The sequence below is a fragment of the Streptomyces sp. XY006 genome (genome assembly GCF_002237655.1).
Lineage (GTDB): Bacteria > Actinomycetota > Actinomycetes > Streptomycetales > Streptomycetaceae > Streptomyces > Streptomyces levis.
In genome coordinates this window covers 54,773-70,163 of record NZ_NOKT01000007.1, presented here as the reverse complement: position 1 = coordinate 70,163, position 15,391 = coordinate 54,773, and the positions used below count along the sequence as shown (strand labels likewise).

General features: G+C 73.0%; 10 protein-coding genes and 2 pseudogenes. 2 read left to right on the top strand and 10 right to left on the bottom strand.

The genetic code is table 11. From position 1 onward, the window contains the following. Nucleotides 1-9 precede the first annotated feature (9 nt). The 6 genes from CHR28_RS10015 to CHR28_RS09990 form a co-directional block, all read right to left on the bottom strand. The gene (locus tag CHR28_RS10015) at nt 10-1,512 is read right to left on the bottom strand and encodes an SDR family NAD(P)-dependent oxidoreductase (protein ID WP_094053178.1); all 1,503 of its coding nucleotides are present in this window, start codon (nt 1,510-1,512) and stop codon (nt 10-12) included. 103 nt (nt 1,513-1,615) lie between these two features. Further along, nucleotides 1,616-2,959 carry a wax ester/triacylglycerol synthase family O-acyltransferase gene (locus CHR28_RS10010; RefSeq protein WP_094053177.1) on the bottom strand — a complete coding sequence of 448 codons (1,344 nt, stop codon included), beginning with the start codon at nt 2,957-2,959 and terminating at the stop codon, nt 1,616-1,618. A 144-nt stretch (nt 2,960-3,103) separates the two neighbouring features. Beyond that, on the bottom strand, nt 3,104-5,722 hold the full coding sequence (locus CHR28_RS10005; RefSeq protein ID WP_094053176.1) for a PA14 domain-containing protein: 2,619 nt from the start codon (nt 5,720-5,722) through the stop codon (nt 3,104-3,106). A 124-nt stretch (nt 5,723-5,846) separates the two neighbouring features. Then, on the bottom strand, nt 5,847-7,067 hold the full coding sequence (gene glgC, locus CHR28_RS10000; RefSeq protein WP_094053175.1) for a glucose-1-phosphate adenylyltransferase: 1,221 nt from the start codon (nt 7,065-7,067) through the stop codon (nt 5,847-5,849). Between the two features lie 51 nt (nt 7,068-7,118). After that, the gene (glgA, locus tag CHR28_RS09995; protein ID WP_094053174.1) at nt 7,119-8,270 is read right to left on the bottom strand and encodes a glycogen synthase; all 1,152 of its coding nucleotides are present in this window, start codon (nt 8,268-8,270) and stop codon (nt 7,119-7,121) included. A gap of 39 nt (nt 8,271-8,309) precedes the next feature. Further along, nucleotides 8,310-9,047, bottom strand: a complete 738-nt coding sequence (locus CHR28_RS09990) for a (2Fe-2S)-binding protein (RefSeq protein WP_094053374.1) — start codon at nt 9,045-9,047, stop codon at nt 8,310-8,312. A gap of 227 nt (nt 9,048-9,274) precedes the next feature. Here CHR28_RS09990 and CHR28_RS09985 point away from each other — a divergent pair, with 227 nt between their 5' ends. Further along, nucleotides 9,275-10,408, top strand: a complete 1,134-nt coding sequence (locus CHR28_RS09985) for a DMT family transporter (RefSeq protein WP_179272376.1) — start codon at nt 9,275-9,277, stop codon at nt 10,406-10,408. Here the strand turns inward: CHR28_RS09985 and CHR28_RS38950 are convergent. After that, nucleotides 10,398-11,207 (bottom strand): annotated as a pseudogene (locus tag CHR28_RS38950) (M23 family metallopeptidase); the annotation flags it as partial. The gene CHR28_RS09985 and the pseudogene CHR28_RS38950 sit on opposite strands and share 11 nt — an antisense overlap. A 165-nt stretch (nt 11,208-11,372) precedes the next feature. Next, a pseudogene (locus tag CHR28_RS38945) lies at nt 11,373-11,564 on the bottom strand (transglycosylase family protein); the annotation flags it as partial. A gap of 467 nt (nt 11,565-12,031) precedes the next feature. Here CHR28_RS38945 and gndA point away from each other — a divergent pair. Beyond that, on the top strand, nt 12,032-13,471 hold the full coding sequence (gene gndA, locus CHR28_RS09975) for an NADP-dependent phosphogluconate dehydrogenase (protein ID WP_094053171.1): 1,440 nt from the start codon (nt 12,032-12,034) through the stop codon (nt 13,469-13,471). A gap of 977 nt (nt 13,472-14,448) precedes the next feature. Here gndA and CHR28_RS09970 read toward each other — a convergent pair. After that, complete coding sequence (locus CHR28_RS09970; RefSeq protein WP_094053170.1) at nt 14,449-14,793, bottom strand: GNAT family N-acetyltransferase; 345 nt, start codon at nt 14,791-14,793, stop codon at nt 14,449-14,451. Nucleotides 14,794-14,821: 28 nt separating this feature from the next. Then, entirely contained in the window at nt 14,822-15,241 is a 420-nt protein-coding gene (gene panD / locus CHR28_RS09965; RefSeq protein ID WP_031121041.1) for an aspartate 1-decarboxylase, read from the bottom strand. Between the last annotated feature and the right edge of the window lie 150 nt (nt 15,242-15,391).

The following is a 15,391-nucleotide window of genomic DNA, read 5'->3' as shown; positions in this document are numbered from 1 at the left end:
CGCCGGGCCCTACCACTTCCCCGGCGCGTAGTCCTTCAGGAAGACCCCGTACAGGTCCTCCCCCGCCTCGCCGCGGACGATCGGGTCGTAGACCCGGGCCGCGCCGTCGACGAGGTCGAGCGGTGCGTGGAAGCCCGCCTCGGCGAGCCGCAACTTGTCGTAGTGGGGCCGCTCGTCCGTGATCCACCCCGTGTCGACCGAGGTCATCAGGATGCCGTCGGTCTGGAACATCTCCTGCGCGCTGGTGCGCGTGACCATGTTCATCGCGGCCTTGGCGGCGTTGGTGTTGGGGTGCCCCGCGCCCTTGTACCCGCGGCCGAAGACCCCTTCCATCGCCGACACGTTGACGACGTACGCGCGCTTGCTCCGCGCCTTCCTCGCCGCCTCGGCCATCGCCGGCCGCAGCTTGCTGATGAGGATGAAGGGGGCCGTGTAGTTGCACAGCTGGGTCTCCAGCAGTTCCACCGGGGAGATCTGCTCGATGGTCTGCACCCAGGTGTTGGTGTCGACGACGTCGGGGACCAGGCCGCCCGCGTCGATCGCCGTGCCGTCCAGGTGCCGCTCCACGCTCGCGTTGCCCGCGACCAGGGCGAGGTCGGCGACCTGCTGCGCGTCCAGGCCGCTGGTGCCGAGCGGCAGCGCGGCGAGGCCGTCGACCGCGCCGGAGTTGAAGGCGCCGATGACGTGGTGGGCGGGCAGTTCACCGGCGGGCAGCGGCGCGCTCTCGCCCTCGACCAGGGCGGCGTAGGCGGAGGGCAGGCGGCGCACGGTCTGGGTCGCGTTGTTGACGAGGATGTCGAGCGGCCCGGCCTCGGCGACCTGGTCGGCGAGGGCCACGGCCTGCGCCGGGTCGCGCAGGTCGATGCCGACGACCTCCAGGCGGTGCAGCCAGTCCGCGGAGTCGTCCATGGCCTTGAAACGGCGGATGGCGTCCTTCGGGAACCGCGTGGTGATGGTGGTGTGGGCGCCGTCGCGCAGCAGCCGGAGCGCGATGTACATGCCGATCTTGGCGCGGCCGCCGGTGAGCAGCGCGCGCTTGCCGGCGAGGTCGGCGCGGACGTCGCGCTTCTCGCGGTTCACGCGGGCGCAGTCCGGACAGAGCTGGTGGTAGAAGTAGTCGACTTCCACGTACCGGGTCTTGCAGGTGTAGCAGGAGCGCGGGCGCTGGAGTATCCCCGCGATCCGGCCCTCCTCGGTGCGCGAGGAGGGCAGCAGGCCCTCGGTCTCGTCGTCGATGCGCTGTGCGGAGCCGGTCGCCGTGGCCTCCGTGACCGCCTTGTCGTGGGCGGTCTTGGCGGCCCGGCGCTCCTGGCGGCGGCGCTGCTTGACCGTGCGGTAGACGCCCGCGGTGGCCCGGCGCACGGCGATGGCGTCCGGGTGGTCCACCTCCAGCTTGTCGAGCTCCTCGAGCACGCTGAGGCAGACGGCCAGGCGCTCGGGGTCGATGCCGGGTCCGTACGAGAGCCCGCTCGCCTCGTCCATGGCCCGCGGGCCGTCCTCTGTCACCGTCATCGCCGCTGCGTTCCCTGCTCTGCCGTCGCGGCGCGCCGGTCGCGCCTGCTTTCGAACGGCGGATTTTACTTCAGCGCGGGGCCGCACCGCCAAACGCGCGTGATCACGGCCGGCAGGCCTTGATCAGCGTCGCCACCTCCTTGGAGACGGCGGTCGCGAACGTGTCCAGGTCGGGGACCGCCTCGGCGTCGGCGACCAGGCCGTAGTGGACGGCGCCCCGGTAGGTGGAGACGGCGACCGCGAGGGAGTGGCCGGGGGCCAGCGGGGCGAGCGGGAAGACGGCGGTGAGGGGGTGGCCGCCGAGCTTCAGGCCGAGGCTGGGCAGGGGCACGCTGGTCACGAGGATGTCGAACCAGAGCCGGGCCGCCTGGCCGACCATGGGTCCGCCCAGCCGGTGGACGAGGGCGGGGACGTGGTCGGCGAGCAGGGCGACGGCGCCTGCGCCCCGGTTGGGGCCGGCGTCCTTGTTGCGGTCCATGGCGGTGCGGACCGAGGCCAGGCGGGCCAGCGGGTCCGGATCGTCCACCGGGAGCCGTATCAGGTACCCGGAGAGCCGGTTGCCCTGCGGGTAGGCGGTGCGCGGGCGGCGCTTGGAGACCGGGATGAGGGCCCGGGGCGCGACGCCCTCGCTGCCGTCGCCGCGCTCGTCGAGCCAGCGGCGCAGGGCGCCGGCGACGACCGCGATGAGGACGTCGTTGACCGTGCCGCCCACGGTCTTGCGGATGCGGTGCACGTCGTCGAGGTCGAGGACCACGCCGGCGGTGCGGCGTGTGCCGCTCGGCTCGCAGGTGAGCGCGGGGGTGGAGCGCACGTCGAGCGAGGAGCGGGCGACCGAGGCGCCGATGTCCAGGGCGCGGGCGGCGTCGGAGAGGGCGCCGCGCATGAGGCCGGGCAGGTCGCGCACGTCGGGCAGCGGGCCGCGCGGGGGGACGGCCGGGCGGGGCCGGGGCGCGGGCAGGTCCATCGGGTCCATGACGCCCGCGGCGAGGGTCAGCGCCCGCAGGCCGTCGGCCAGGGCGTGGTGGAACTTGAACAGCACCGCGAAGCAGACCCCGTCCTCACCGGGCAGCACATGGGCCTCCCAGGGCGGCCGGCCGCGCTCCAGCGGGCGTCCCATGAGCCGTCCGGCCTCCGCGTGGAAGTCGGCGGCCGGTGCGTGCAGCCGCACGTGGTGCTGGGGGTCGAAGTCGGGGTCCGGCTCGCGCGCCGCCCCGCCGAAGGCGAGCGGGCGGCGCAGGGCGGAGGGCAGCGGCTGCCACACGTCGCGGATCCGCATCCGCAGTCCCGGGACGCCGGCGGCGCGGGCCGCGAGGAGGTCCGCCGCGTGGGCGCCCGCGGCCGGCGAGTGCGCGGAGAAGATCCCGAGCGCGCCGAGGTGCATCGGGTGGTCGGCGGACTCGATGTTCCAGAACGCCAGGTCGAGAGGAGCGAGCAGATCAGCAGTCAAGGGCTTGCCTCGCGTGGACGACGGGTGGGTCAGCAGTCAATCGCCCCCAGCCGATTACGGTCAAGCACGATCAGGCTACGTACAGTTAACACCGGATTAAGTCCCGCCCCGCTGAGCGGGGCGGGACTTATGGTGCATGTGCCGTCAGTCCAGCACAGGTTGCGGCGCCGGGCACCCCGTGGGAGTCACCCGGGAGGCGTCACGGATCAGCGCCTCGTGCGCGGCCTTCAGCCGGGCCGTGTCGGGCTTGAGCACCGCGCGGTCGTAGGTGAGGAAGCCGTTCAGCTCGCCCTCGACGTCCGCGATCTGGGTGTACACGGCCCCGTTGCTCCCCTTGCAGACCAGCGCCCGGACCTCGTCCAGCTTCTCCAGGTAGTCCTCGGTGTAGGTGGCCGGGTCCACGTCGACGTACGACTGCTGCACCGACCAGGCATGGCCGGGCACCGCGAGTCCCAGGCCGCCGTACTCACCGCTGACCAGGGCACGCTGCCCGTCGGGGCGGGGCGGCAGGGCCGGGCTCGGGTAGCCGTGCTCGTCCATGATGTCGCCGGTGCCGCCGTCGGCGCCGAGGTTCAGCCCGGACTGGCCGTTGACCAGGCGGGTCGGGTCCCAGGCCTTGGCCTGCTCGGCGATCCGGCCCACGTCGTACTGGCCCCAGCCCTCGTTGAAGGTCACCCACATGACGACCGAGGGACTGCTGATGTGCTCGTCGATCATCTCCTTCAGTTCGCGCTCGTAGCGGGCGCGGGAGGTGGCGCTCGGGTTCACCCCGGCCGTCATCGCGGGCATGTCCTGCCAGACCAGCAGTCCGAGCCGGTCGGCCCAGTGGAACCAGCGGTCCGGCTCGACCTTGATGTGCTTGCGCACCGAGTTGAAGCCGAGCCGCTTGTGCGCCTTCAGGTCGTAGGCCAGGGCCTCGTCGGTGGGCGCGGTGTGCAGGCCGTCGGGCCAGAAGCCCTGGTCGAGGGTGGCCATCAGGAAGACGGGCTCACCGTTGAGGACCGTGCGCGGGACGCCGTTCACCTTCTCGACGGCGATGGAGCGCATGCCGAAGTAGCTGCCGACCCGGTCGGCGCCGACCGTGACCTTCAGGCCGTAGAGGAACGGGTCGTCCGGCGACCACAGGTGCGGGTCGCGGACGGTCAGCGTCAGCGGGCCGCCGGTGCGGCCGCTCGCCGTGGCCACCTTCCGCCGGCCGTCGTACGCCGTCGCCGTGACCGGTACGCCGTCCCGGACGCCCCGGACCTCGACGGTCACCTTCTCGCCCGCCACATCGGGAATGATCTTGAGGGAGTCGGCGTGGTCGCGGGCGACCGGCTCCATCCACACCGTCTGCCAGATGCCGGAGGACGGGGTGTACCAGATGCCGCTGGGGTCCAGGCGCTGCTTGCCGAGCGGCGGGTTCTCGCCGGAGGCCGCGTCGGTCGGGTCGTAGACGCCGACGATCAGCTCCTGGGTGCGGCCGGGCTCGAGCGCGTCGGTGACGTCGGCGCTGAACTTGTCGTAGCCGCCCTCGTGCGTGGCGACCTTCGTGCCGTTGACGTAGACCTCGGAGCGCCAGTCGACGGCGCCGAAGTTGAGCCGGAGCCGCTGACCCGAGCCGATGTTCCAGTCGCGCGGGACGGTGAAGGTGCGGCGGTACCACATGCGGTCCTCGTGCCGCTCGATGCCGGAGAGCTGCGACTCCACCGGGTACGGGACGAGGATGCGCTCCTTCAGCGTCCGGCCGACGGGCGGCTGCTCGCCGGGCTCGGCGGCGGCGAACTGCCAGCGGCCGTTGAGGTTCTTCCAGGCGTCCCGGGTCAGCTGCGGGCGCGGGTACTCCGGGAGGGCGTTGTCCGGTCCGACCTCGTCGGCCCAGCGGGTGCGCAGCTGGTGGGTCGAGTGGTTCGGGCCGGACGTCCAGAACTCCTTGACAACGTTGCCGTCGGTGTCGGTGAGGCCGCCCTGCCCGTCGTAGCGGATGTCGGCCGTGCCGCGGGCCGTGCCCGTCTTGTCGCCCACCACCGGTTCGTCCAGGGCGACCAGGAGGGCGGTGGGGTCGGACGGGTCCGGGCGGGCCTCGCCCAGGGGCCACGCGGCGCCGCCGATCACGGCGTCGAGGTGGTCGGTGAAGCCCGCCGGGGGTGCGGTGAGCTCCTGGGCGAAGTCGAGCCTGAGGGTGCGGCCGGTGGACTGGACGGTGGCCGCGAGGGCGCCGTCGTAGTCGAAGCCCTCGGGGAGGCGGAAGGCCGACTGCGGGACGGGGGCCTTGGCGGCGCCGGGCGGGGTCCAGCGCAGGTGGAAGTTGGAGCCGCCGTAGTGCTCGAAGTACTCGACCTTGATGTCGTAGGCGCGGCCGGCGGTGAGGTCGACGGGCTCGGCGGTCTGCTCGCGGTCCCAGTCGTCGACCCAGTGGTCGATGGCGAGGGTGCCGTCGATCCAGAGGCGGAAGCCGTTGTCGGCGCTGACCGAGAAGGTGTGCGGCCCGGTCTTCTCCGGGACGATCTTCCCGGTCCAGCGGACGCTGACGTCGTCGGAGCGGCCGGTGGTGAAGTTCAGGCGCGGCTCCAGGTTGTCGAAGTCGAGGTCCTGGTCGAAGGTCGTCGCCTTGAGGGTGTGGAAGTCGAAGGCGCCCGGGGCGGAGTGGGTGTAGTACTCGCCCTTGAGGCCGTGGATCTCGGCGGGGTCGTCCGCGAGTGCGGGGACTGCGCTCAGGCCCGTGAGGGCGAGCAGCGCGGCGAGCAGTAACGCGAGGCGGTTTCTGAGACGTCGGGGACGCACGGAACCTCCATGCCAACGTTGTCATGTACAAGACGTTGGCATGACAACACGGATCCCGGGCTTCGTCCAGAGGCAGGACAAAGTCCGCCGGAGACGTCTCACCGCAACCCCCGGCGGGGTCTCGTCAGGTGACCAGCTGGCCCTTGCCGAGCGCGATGACGCCGCCCTTGGAGACCGTGTACAGCTCGGCGTCGCGCTCCGGGTTGACGCCGACCGTCGCGCCCGGCGGGACCTCGACGTTCTTGTCGAGGACGGCGCCGCGCACCACCGCGCCCCGGCCGATGTGCACGTTGTCGTGCAGCACCGAACCCTGCACCACGGCGCCCGGGTCGACCACCACGCCCGGCGACAGCACGGACCGGGTGACCTGGCCGCGGACCAGGCAGCCCGCGCTGATGATGGACTCGCTGGCGATGCCGCCCGCGTTGAAGCGGGCCGGCGAGAGCTGGTACGAGTGCGTGTAGATCGGCCAGCTGCGGTTGTACAGGTTGAACGCGGGGCGCTCGGCGATCAGGTCCATGTGCGCCTCGTAGTAGGCGTCCAGCGTCCCGACGTCCCGCCAGTAGCCCTGGTCGCGGCTGGTCTCGCCGGGCACGTGGTTGGCGCTGAAGTCGTACAGCGCGGCCTCGCCCCGGTCGGTGAGCTGGGGCAGGATCGAACCGCCCATGTCGTGCACGGAGGACTCGTCCTCGGCGTCCCGCTTGAGCGCCTCGATGAGGGCCTTGGTGGTGAAGATGTAGTTGCCCATCGAGGCGAAGACGCAGTTGGGGTCGTCCGGGAGACCGGGCGGGGCGGACGGCTTCTCCAGGAAGCGCTCCACCGTCTGCCCGTCCGAGCCGGGCGTGATCACGCCGAACGCCGAGGACTCCGTGCGCGGCACCCGGATCCCGGCGACCGTCACGCCCGCACCGCTCTCGATGTGCTGGGCGAGCATCTGGCGCGGGTCCATGCGGTAGACGTGGTCGGCGCCGAAGACGGCGACGTACTCGGGGCGCTCGTCGTAGATCAGGTTGAGGGACTGCAGGATCGCGTCGGCGCTGCCCAGGTACCAGCGGGGGCCGAGGCGCTGCTGGGCGGGGACGGGCGTGACGTAGTTGCCGAGCAGGTTGGACATCCGCCAGGTGGTGGTGATGTGCCGGTCCAGCGAGTGCGACTTGTACTGCGTCAGGACGCAGATGCGCAGCACATCGGCGTTGACCAGGTTGGACAGGACGAAGTCGACCAGGCGGTACGTGCCGCCGAAGGTCACCGCCGGTTTGGCACGGTCCGCGGTCAGGGGCATCAGCCGCTTGCCCTCGCCGCCCGCCAGCACGATCCCCAGGACCGAAGGACCACCACCACGCATGGCCGCTCCCCTCACGCCTCTTTCCCGATGCCTGCCCCTAGGGGGTACCCACTAAGCCTGTTTGACGATCTCCTCGTAGAGCCGGACCGTGCGGCGGGCCACCGCGTCCCAGCCGAACTCGCCGACCGCGCGCTCCCGCCCGGCCTCGCCCATCCGCCGCGCGGCCGGCGGATCGCCGAGGACGGTGTCCATGGCCCGGGCCAGCCCCGCCTCGAAGCCGTCGCCGGCCGGGACGAGCAGGCCGGTCCTGCCGTCGTCCACGACCTCGGGGATGCCGCCGACCGCCGAGGCCACCACGGGCGTGCCGCAGGCCATCGCCTCCAGGTTCACGATGCCCAGCGGCTCGTACACCGAGGGGCAGACGAACAGCGCGGCATGCGTCAGGAGCTGGATGACCTCGGGGCGCGGCAGCATCCTCGGGATCCAGTGCACCCCGTCGCGGACCTCGCTCAGCTCCGCGAACAGCTCCCGGAACTCCCGGTCGATCTCCGGCGTGTCGGGTGCGCCGGCGCACAGCACGACCTGGGCGGCCGGGTCGATGTCCCGCACCGCGCGCAGCAGATGGGGCACGCCCTTCTGCCGGGTGATGCGGCCGACGAACAGCACGTACGGGCGCGAGCGGTCCAGGCCGATCCGGTCCAGCGCGTCCGTGCCGTGGTCGGGCCGGTACAGGCTCGTGTCGATGCCGTTGTGCACGACGTGGACCTTGTCCGGGTCCAGCGCCGGGTAGCAGCCGAGAATGTCCTCGCGCATCGCCCCGGAGACGGCGATCACCGCGTCGGCGGACTCGATCGCGGTGCGCTCGGCCCAGCTGGACAGCTCGTAGCCGCCGCCGAGCTGCTCGGCCTTCCAGGGGCGCAGGGGCTCCAGGGAGTGCGCGGTCATCACGTGCGGGATGCCGTACAGCAGCTTGGCGAGGTGGCCGCCGAGGTTGGCGTACCAGGTGTGGGAGTGCACCAGCTCGCGGCCCTCCAGGGCGGCGGCCATCGCCAGGTCGACGGAGAACGTGCGCAGCGCGTCGTTGGCGCCGTCGAGCGCGGGCCACGGGCGGTGGCGCAGCACACCGTCGGCGCGGCCCTCGCCCCAGCAGTGCACGTCCAGGTCGACCAGGGGTCTGAGCTCCCGGGCCAGGAACTCCACGTGGACGCCGGCACCGCCGTACACGTCCGGCGGGTACTCCCGGGTCAGCAGTCCGACGCGCACCCGCAACTCCCTGCTCTCAGCGGCCGTTCCCTTTCATGGTCACCCAGATGGGGCGCGTGGGGAAGAGCGGGGCGGCCGCGGGAAACAACAGTCGCCGCAGACGCCCCCGCCGGGCACCCGGTAGTACAGGCAGCAGCTGCGCCGCCGGAACGCCGTGCCGGTGAGGGTTCCGGCGCCGGTGAGCTGCGGGTGGGCCAGGAGGCGCGCGGCCAGGGAGCGGGCCAGGGCGGCGCTGTCGGGACGGCCGTGGCGCCGGGCCCAGCGGTCCAGTTCCCGCGCGGCGCCCGCCAGCGCCGAGGCGGCGTTGCCCCGCAGCAGCCCCGGGGCGAGGCGGTGGTGGACGCGCAGGGCCGTCGCCAGCGGGGCGAGGTGGCCGTCCAGGACGACCTCGGCGAGGCGCTCCGGCTCCGCGGGAAGCGGCCGTACGCCGGTCAGCCACAGGTCGTCCGGCGCGCTGCCGTCGGGGTCCCAGCGCAGGTGCCGGGCGTCCAGGTCGGGCACGCCGCCGTACACGACCGCGCAGCCCAGGGCGATCGACCAGAGCCGGGCCGCGAGTCCCTGGTGGGCCACGGAGGCGGCCACACGCAACTCGGGGGCGCCCAGGGCGTGCGCGACCTTGCGGACGCGGAAACTCAGCGGATTTCCGGCCTCGTCCGCTGCCCCGGCGGCGTAGGCCTGTGCGAGAGTGGGAAGAGGCCCGGCCGCCCCCGCGTCCGTGCGCAGCACGAAGAAACCGCCGAGCGGGCGGAGCGCGGCGAGGCCGGGGTCGAAGTCCACGAAGAGCAGTAGTACCAAGGCCCCTAAGGGACACGTCCCGGGGCCCCTGACTTTCGTCGCCCACCCTGGGGATGACGGGGCTCCCCTCGTACTCCATCGGCAGTAGGACCCAATGAGTGCTCAGGGACGACGACGGGAACACCCGGACACGGCAGGGTGTTGGTCATGAAAGCCGACCATTCGCCGCGCCGGGCCGAGCGCCCCCGCCTGACGCAGAGGAGCAGCCGATGAGCGCCCTCGCGTTGTCCGTCGTGCTCTCCCTCGTCTCCGCGGTCGCCTACGCGGGCGGGGCGATCGTGCAGGAGCGGGTGGCGGAGTCCTCGCCGGGCGAGCAGTACGCTCCGCTGCGCCGGCCCGGCTGGTGGGCGGCGGTCGCGCTGAACGGCCTGGGCGGTCTGCTGCACGTGGTGGCGCTCGCCTACGGCCCGCTGAGCCTGGTGCAGCCGCTGGGCGCGCTCACCATCGTGGTGGCCCTGCCGATGGCCGCGCTGTTCGTCGGCCGCAGGGCCGGTGCCACGGCCTGGCGGGGCGCGATCATGGCGACGGTCGGTCTGGCCGGTCTGCTGTCCCTGGTCGCCGCGTCCGACGCGCAGTCGCTGAACGCGGCCGAGCGGGTGGCCGTCGCCCTGGTCACCGCGGGCGTCGTCGTCGCGCTGATGATCGCCGCGCGGGCTGCGCACCGGCACCCGGCGGTGCGCAGCATGCTGCTGGCCACCGCGTCCGGTATCGCGTTCGGCATGTCCTCGGTGTTCACCAAGACGGTCGCGGTCGACTGGACCGGCGGTGTGTCGGCGGCGGACCTGCCCTCCCTCGCCGTGATCGGCGTCCTGGCCACGGCCGGCATGCTGCTGTCGCAGGCCTCCTACCGGGGCGCCGGGCTGACGGCCCCGCTGGCGACGCTGACGGTGGTGAACCCGGTCGTGGCGGCCGCCGTCGGCATCACGATGTTCGGAGAGACGTTCCGCTACGGCACCGCGGGCACCGTGCTCGCCCTGGGCTGTGGTGTGGTGGCGGCCGGCGGACTGATCCTGCTGACGACCGAGCGGCTCGCGCAGGACCACTCCGAGGGCGAGCGGGCCGTGCCCGTGCCGGTCGACGACGTGCTGGTCGAGGACGTGCTGGTCGAGGACGTGCTCGTGAAGGACGTCCTGGTGGAGGACGTGCTTGTCGACGACGTGCTCGTGCCGGACGTGCTCGTGCCGGGGCCGGGGGCGCCCGGCGTCGCGGACGGGCCGTACGAGAGCGGGGTGCCGCCGGTGCCCGCCGGCGACGAACGCCCGCTCTCCTACGAGCCCTTCTACGGCGTTCCCTACGTGCCGATGCCGACCGTGGACCGGCATCGGGTGCGGATCAAATCCTGACGCCGCCGGCCCTCAGGTACGCCACCGGGTCGACGTCCGAACCGAAACCGGGCCCCGTCCGCACCTCGAAGTGCAGATGCGGGCCCGAGCTGTTGCCGGTCGAGCCGGAGCGGCCGATGCGCTGGCCCGCGGTCACCGTCTGCCCGTCCCGTACGGAGATCGCCGACAGGTGGGCGTACTGGCTGTACCGGCCGTCGCCGTGCCGGATCACGACCTGGTAGCCGAACGAGCCGCCCCACCCGGCGCTGACGACGCTGCCCGCGGCGACCGACTTCACGGACGTGCCGGTCGGTACGGGGAAGTCGATGCCCGTGTGGTAGCCCTTCGACCAGGCGGAGCCCGCCTTGCGGTAGGGCGTGCCCAGGGAGGCGCCGACCGGGGCGACGAGACCCTGCCGGGTGGCCGTGGACCGGGCGGCCCGCTCCTTGCCGGCCTCCTGCGGCCGGTCCTTGGCACGTTCCTTCGTACGGTCCCCGCTCCGCTCCTTGGTACGGCCCTCGCTGCGGTTCTTGGTACGGCTCTCGGTACGGTCCGCCGCCGGCTTCTTCGGCTTCGCCGACGGGGCCGGCCGGTACGCGGGGCGCGTCTTCGTGGCGCCTTCGCCGCGCAGGGCGAGCCGCTGGCCCGGCACGATGAGGTCGGGATCGCCCCCTATCGTCGAGCGGTTGGCGGCGTACAGGCCGCGCCAGCCGCCCCGGACCTCGCGGTCGGCCGCGATGCCGGAGAGGGTGTCGCCGTGGACCACGGTGTACATCTCGGCGCTGCCCGCGCGGGACTGCGGCGTGGACTGCGGCCGCACCTCCTCGATGGAGGTCTTCTTCTTCGTCTCCCGCTGCTGCGTGCGCTCGGCCGCCGGGCGGATGTCCGGCTCGCCGCCGCCCCGGGTCAGTCCGGCCCGTACCGAGCAGACCGGCCAGGCGCCCGGGCCCTGCCCGTCGAGCACCTTCTCGGCGACCGCGATCTGCTGGTCTTTCGTGGCCAGGTCGGCGCGGGACGCGTAGGCCCGGCCGCCGTAGGCCTCCCAGGTGGACTGGGTGAACTGCAGGCCGCCGTAGAAGCCGTTGCCGGTGTTGATGTTCCAGTCGTTGCTCGACTCGCAGGCGGCGACCTTGTTCCACGTGTCCACGTCCGCCGCCTGGGCGGCGCCGGCGCCCATGAACGGGAGCGCCATGCCCGCGCCGCCCGCGGTGACGGTGAGTGAGGCGCGGTTGATCCTGTTCGGCTGATACCGGCGGTGCCGGCCGCGTACGGCCATCGATTGCCCCCCTAGACATGCGTCAGGAGGGGCAAAAGTAAGCGCTGCGAACCGGCCAGAACAAGACGCCTATCGGCCGCCCGGAGGTTCGGATGGCCGGTATGAGGCCCCTGTTGCGCGACGTGCGCCCCGGCGGTGCATCGCGTACGCCACGCGGTGCGCGGGTGCGGCGTGCGCGGGGACGCGTACCTCGGCTGAGTGCGAGGGGGCTCTCGTGCGTATCGTCCTGCGCGACGTCGTACGACCCGCGCGTGTCGTACGACCCGCGCGTGCGGACGAGGTGGCGGCACGTCAGGATGGTCGGCGGGGGTCACGCCGGCGGGTACCCGCCGGCGGCACCGATACCGAGGTCTTTAGGAGCGAACCGAATGAGCAGTACAGCGCAGATCGGCGTCACGGGTCTTGCGGTCATGGGCCGCAACCTCGCCCGCAACTTCGCCCGCAACGGCTACACGGTGGCGGTGCACAACCGGACGCCTTCGCGCACGCACGCGCTGGTCGAGGAGTTCGGCGGCGAGGGGGAGTTCATCGCGTGCGAGAGCGCCAAGGACTTCGTCGCGGCGCTGGAGCGGCCGCGGCGGCTGGTCGTGATGGTGAAGGCCGGTGACCCGACGGACGCGGTGATCCGGGAGTTCGCGCCGCTGCTGGAGCCGGGCGACATGATCATCGACGGTGGCAACGCGCACTTCGCGGACACCCGGCGCCGGGAGCGGGAGCTGCGCGAGCAGGGCATCCACTTCGTCGGCATGGGCGTCTCCGGCGGTGAGGAGGGCGCGCTCAACGGCCCGAGCATCATGCCGGGCGGCCCGAAGGAGTCCTACGACTCGCTCGGCCCGATGCTGGAGAAGATCTCGGCCAAGGCGGCCGACGGCACGCCGTGCGTCTCCCACGTCGGTCCGGACGGTGCCGGGCACTTCGTGAAGATGGTGCACAACGGCATCGAGTACGCGGACATGCAGCTCATCGGCGAGGCGTACCAGCTGCTGCGGGACGTCGCCGGGTACTCCCCCGCCGAGATCGCCGACATCTTCCGCACCTGGAACCAGGGGCGTCTCGACTCCTACCTGATCGAGATCACGGCCGAGGTGCTGTCCCACGTGGACGCGGGGACGGGCAAGCCGTTCGTGGACGTGGTGGTGGACCAGGCCGAGCAGAAGGGCACGGGCCGCTGGACCGTGCAGATCGCGCTGGACCTGGGTGTGCCGGTGTCCGGTATCGCGGAGGCCGTCTTCGCCCGCTCCCTCTCCGGGCACGCCGCGCTGCGGGAGGCCTCGCGCGGGCTGGCCGGCCCGAAGGCGAAGCCGCTCGGCGAGGCGGAGGCCCGGGCCTTCGCCGACCGGGTGGAGCAGGCGCTGTACGCGTCGAAGATCGTGTCGTACACGCAGGGCTTCCACGAGATCGACGCGGCGCGCGGTGAGTACGGCTGGGACATCGACCTCGGCGCGGTGTCCGCGCTGTGGCGCGGCGGCTGCATCATCCGGGCGGCGTTCCTGGACCGGATCCGCGCGGCCTACGACGCGCGGCCGGACCTGCCGAGCCTGCTGTCGGACGACACGTTCGCGCAGGAGATCGCGGACGCGCAGGACGACTGGCGCGAGGTGCTGGTCGCCGCGACCCGGCAGGGCGTGCCGACGCCCGGCTTCGCCGCGGCCCTCGCGTACTACGACGCCCTGCGGGCGGAGCGGCTGCCGGCGGCGCTGACGCAGGGTCAGAGGGACTTCTTCGGTGCGCACACCTACCGGAGGGTGGACCGGGACGGGTCGTTCCACACGCTGTGGGGCGGGGACCGGTCGGAGGTCACGGCGTAGCGCCCGGCGCCGAACGGGCACGGGCCGGGGCCGGTGACAGTCTCGCGGGACTGTCACCGGCCCCGTTCTCATGCCGCCGTGCATGTCAGGACAGCGGCGGCCCGGGCTCGGGATGGGGCACGGGTTCCGGCCCCGGGGGGATCGGGGAGGGGTCCGGGCCCGGCGGGGGTTGGGGGTTCGGCACGGGGTCCGGCCCCGGCGGCGGGGGCGGGGTCGGGCCCGGTGGCGGCGTGGGCGAGGGCGGCGGTGGCGTCGGCTCGGGCCCCGGCGGGGGTGTCGGGTTCGGCACGGGGTCGGGGCCGGGCGGGGGTGTCGGGTTCGGCACCGGGTCGGGGCCGGGCGGCTCCGGCGGCCGGGGATCCGGGCCCGGTGTCGGTGCCGGCGGCACGGGGTCGGGATACGGGTTCGTCATCAGGTCCTCCAGCCAGTGGGACGACTCCGGCTCTGGACTACTCCCCCGCCTACCCGACACCCGCCTCGGCAGTCACTCCGGGGCGGGACGGGGAGGGGGCCAGCTGGGGGACGCGCGAGCATACGCCGCCTGGCCTGCCTGGCCTGCTTGGCCCGCCTGCCCCGCCTGCCCCGCCTGACGGCGCACCATCGCCCGGTCGCGGGCGGTCGTGTGCGCGGGGTGCGGGGCTCGTGCTGGTGCGGGGTGCGGGGCTCGTGCTGGTGCGGGGTGCGGGGCGCCGCTTCCCGGCCGGGTTGTACGGGCAGCCCCCGCTCACCCGGCTCAGCACCGCGCAGCCGCAGGCAGCCGCGTACGCGAGGCGGGCGGTCCTTCCCCGGCGAGCGTGGGCCGGTGGAGGTCGGGGCCGGGTGCGCGGCAGGAGTGCCTCGCGCGGGGACGTGTCCCCACCGGCCGGGGACGTGTCCCCACCGGCCGGGGACGTGCGCGCACGCCCTCTTGTCGGCCCGGGGCACTCCCGCCAGCGGTGGTCGGGGCGGCCCGGGCCGGACAGGGTGGCTCTAGGTGGTCAGAAGCGGTCGGGGTGGGACTTCAGCCAGTTCTTGGCTGCTGTCAGCAGGGGCTCCGGCGCCGGAGGGGCCTCGTCGGGGTGGCGCTCGGACCACTTGGCGACGTAGGGGCACAGCGGCGCGACGGCGCTGCGCTCGCGGGCGGCGATGGCGTACAGCTCGCGCGCCAGCGAGCCCGCGATGCCCTTGCCCTCGTGGGCCGGCTCGACGATCGTGTGGACGGGCACGAGGGCGCGTTCGGGGCTGTCGAGCACGAAGTACTCGATGTGGCCGAGGACTTCACCGTCGGCCACGGCCTCCAGACGCCCCGCCTCCCGGTCGTCACGGATCTCCGGCTCGCTCATGGGCACGCTCCTGCTCTCGTCGTCCCGGTCAGGCCCCGACGGCCTGCGGGCTGCGCTGCTGGTCCGAGCCCGGCACCGGCTCGGACGGATCCGCGCCCAAGGCCACGATCCGGTTGTCGCCGTCGACGTGCACGACCCGCGGCGCGAGTGCCCGCGCCTCGGCGTCCGTCACCTGGGCGTAGCTGATGATGATCACGAGGTCGCCGGGGTGGACGAGATGGGCCGCTGCCCCGTTGATCCCGATCACGCCGGAGCCGCGCTCGCCCTCGATGACGTACGTCTCCAGGCGGGCCCCGTTGGTGATGTCCACGATGTGCACGAGCTCACCGGGCAGCAGGTCGGCGGCGTCGAGCAGATCGGCGTCGATCGTCACGGATCCCACGTAGTGCAGGTCGGCCTGGGTGACGGTGGCGCGATGGATCTTGGACTTGAACATGGTGCGCAGCATTTTCAACTCCCGGAAGACGGCTCCCTGCCTGCTTTGTGCAGGTCAAGGGCGGTCTTCACTGTACACGCGCACACGTCCGAGTCGATGGGTGCGAGGAACATCACGTCTCGTCGGGGGGCGGAGCTCCCTGCCCGGCCCAGGCGTCCGCGG

Excerpts from the sequence above, each read along its gene's own strand:
- CHR28_RS09970 (WP_094053170.1), bottom strand. The coding sequence starts at position 14,793 with ATGAGCGAGCCGGAGATCCGTGACGACCGGGAGGCGGGGCGTCTGGAG.
- gndA (WP_094053171.1), top strand. The coding sequence starts at position 12,032 with ATGAGCAGTACAGCGCAGATCGGCGTCACGGGTCTTGCGGTCATGGGC.
- glgC (WP_094053175.1), bottom strand. The coding sequence starts at position 7,067 with ATGCGTGGTGGTGGTCCTTCGGTCCTGGGGATCGTGCTGGCGGGCGGC.
- panD (WP_031121041.1), bottom strand. The coding sequence starts at position 15,241 with ATGCTGCGCACCATGTTCAAGTCCAAGATCCATCGCGCCACCGTCACC.
- CHR28_RS09985 (WP_179272376.1), top strand. The coding sequence starts at position 9,275 with ATGAGCGCCCTCGCGTTGTCCGTCGTGCTCTCCCTCGTCTCCGCGGTC.
- CHR28_RS10015 (WP_094053178.1), bottom strand. The coding sequence starts at position 1,512 with ATGACGGTGACAGAGGACGGCCCGCGGGCCATGGACGAGGCGAGCGGG.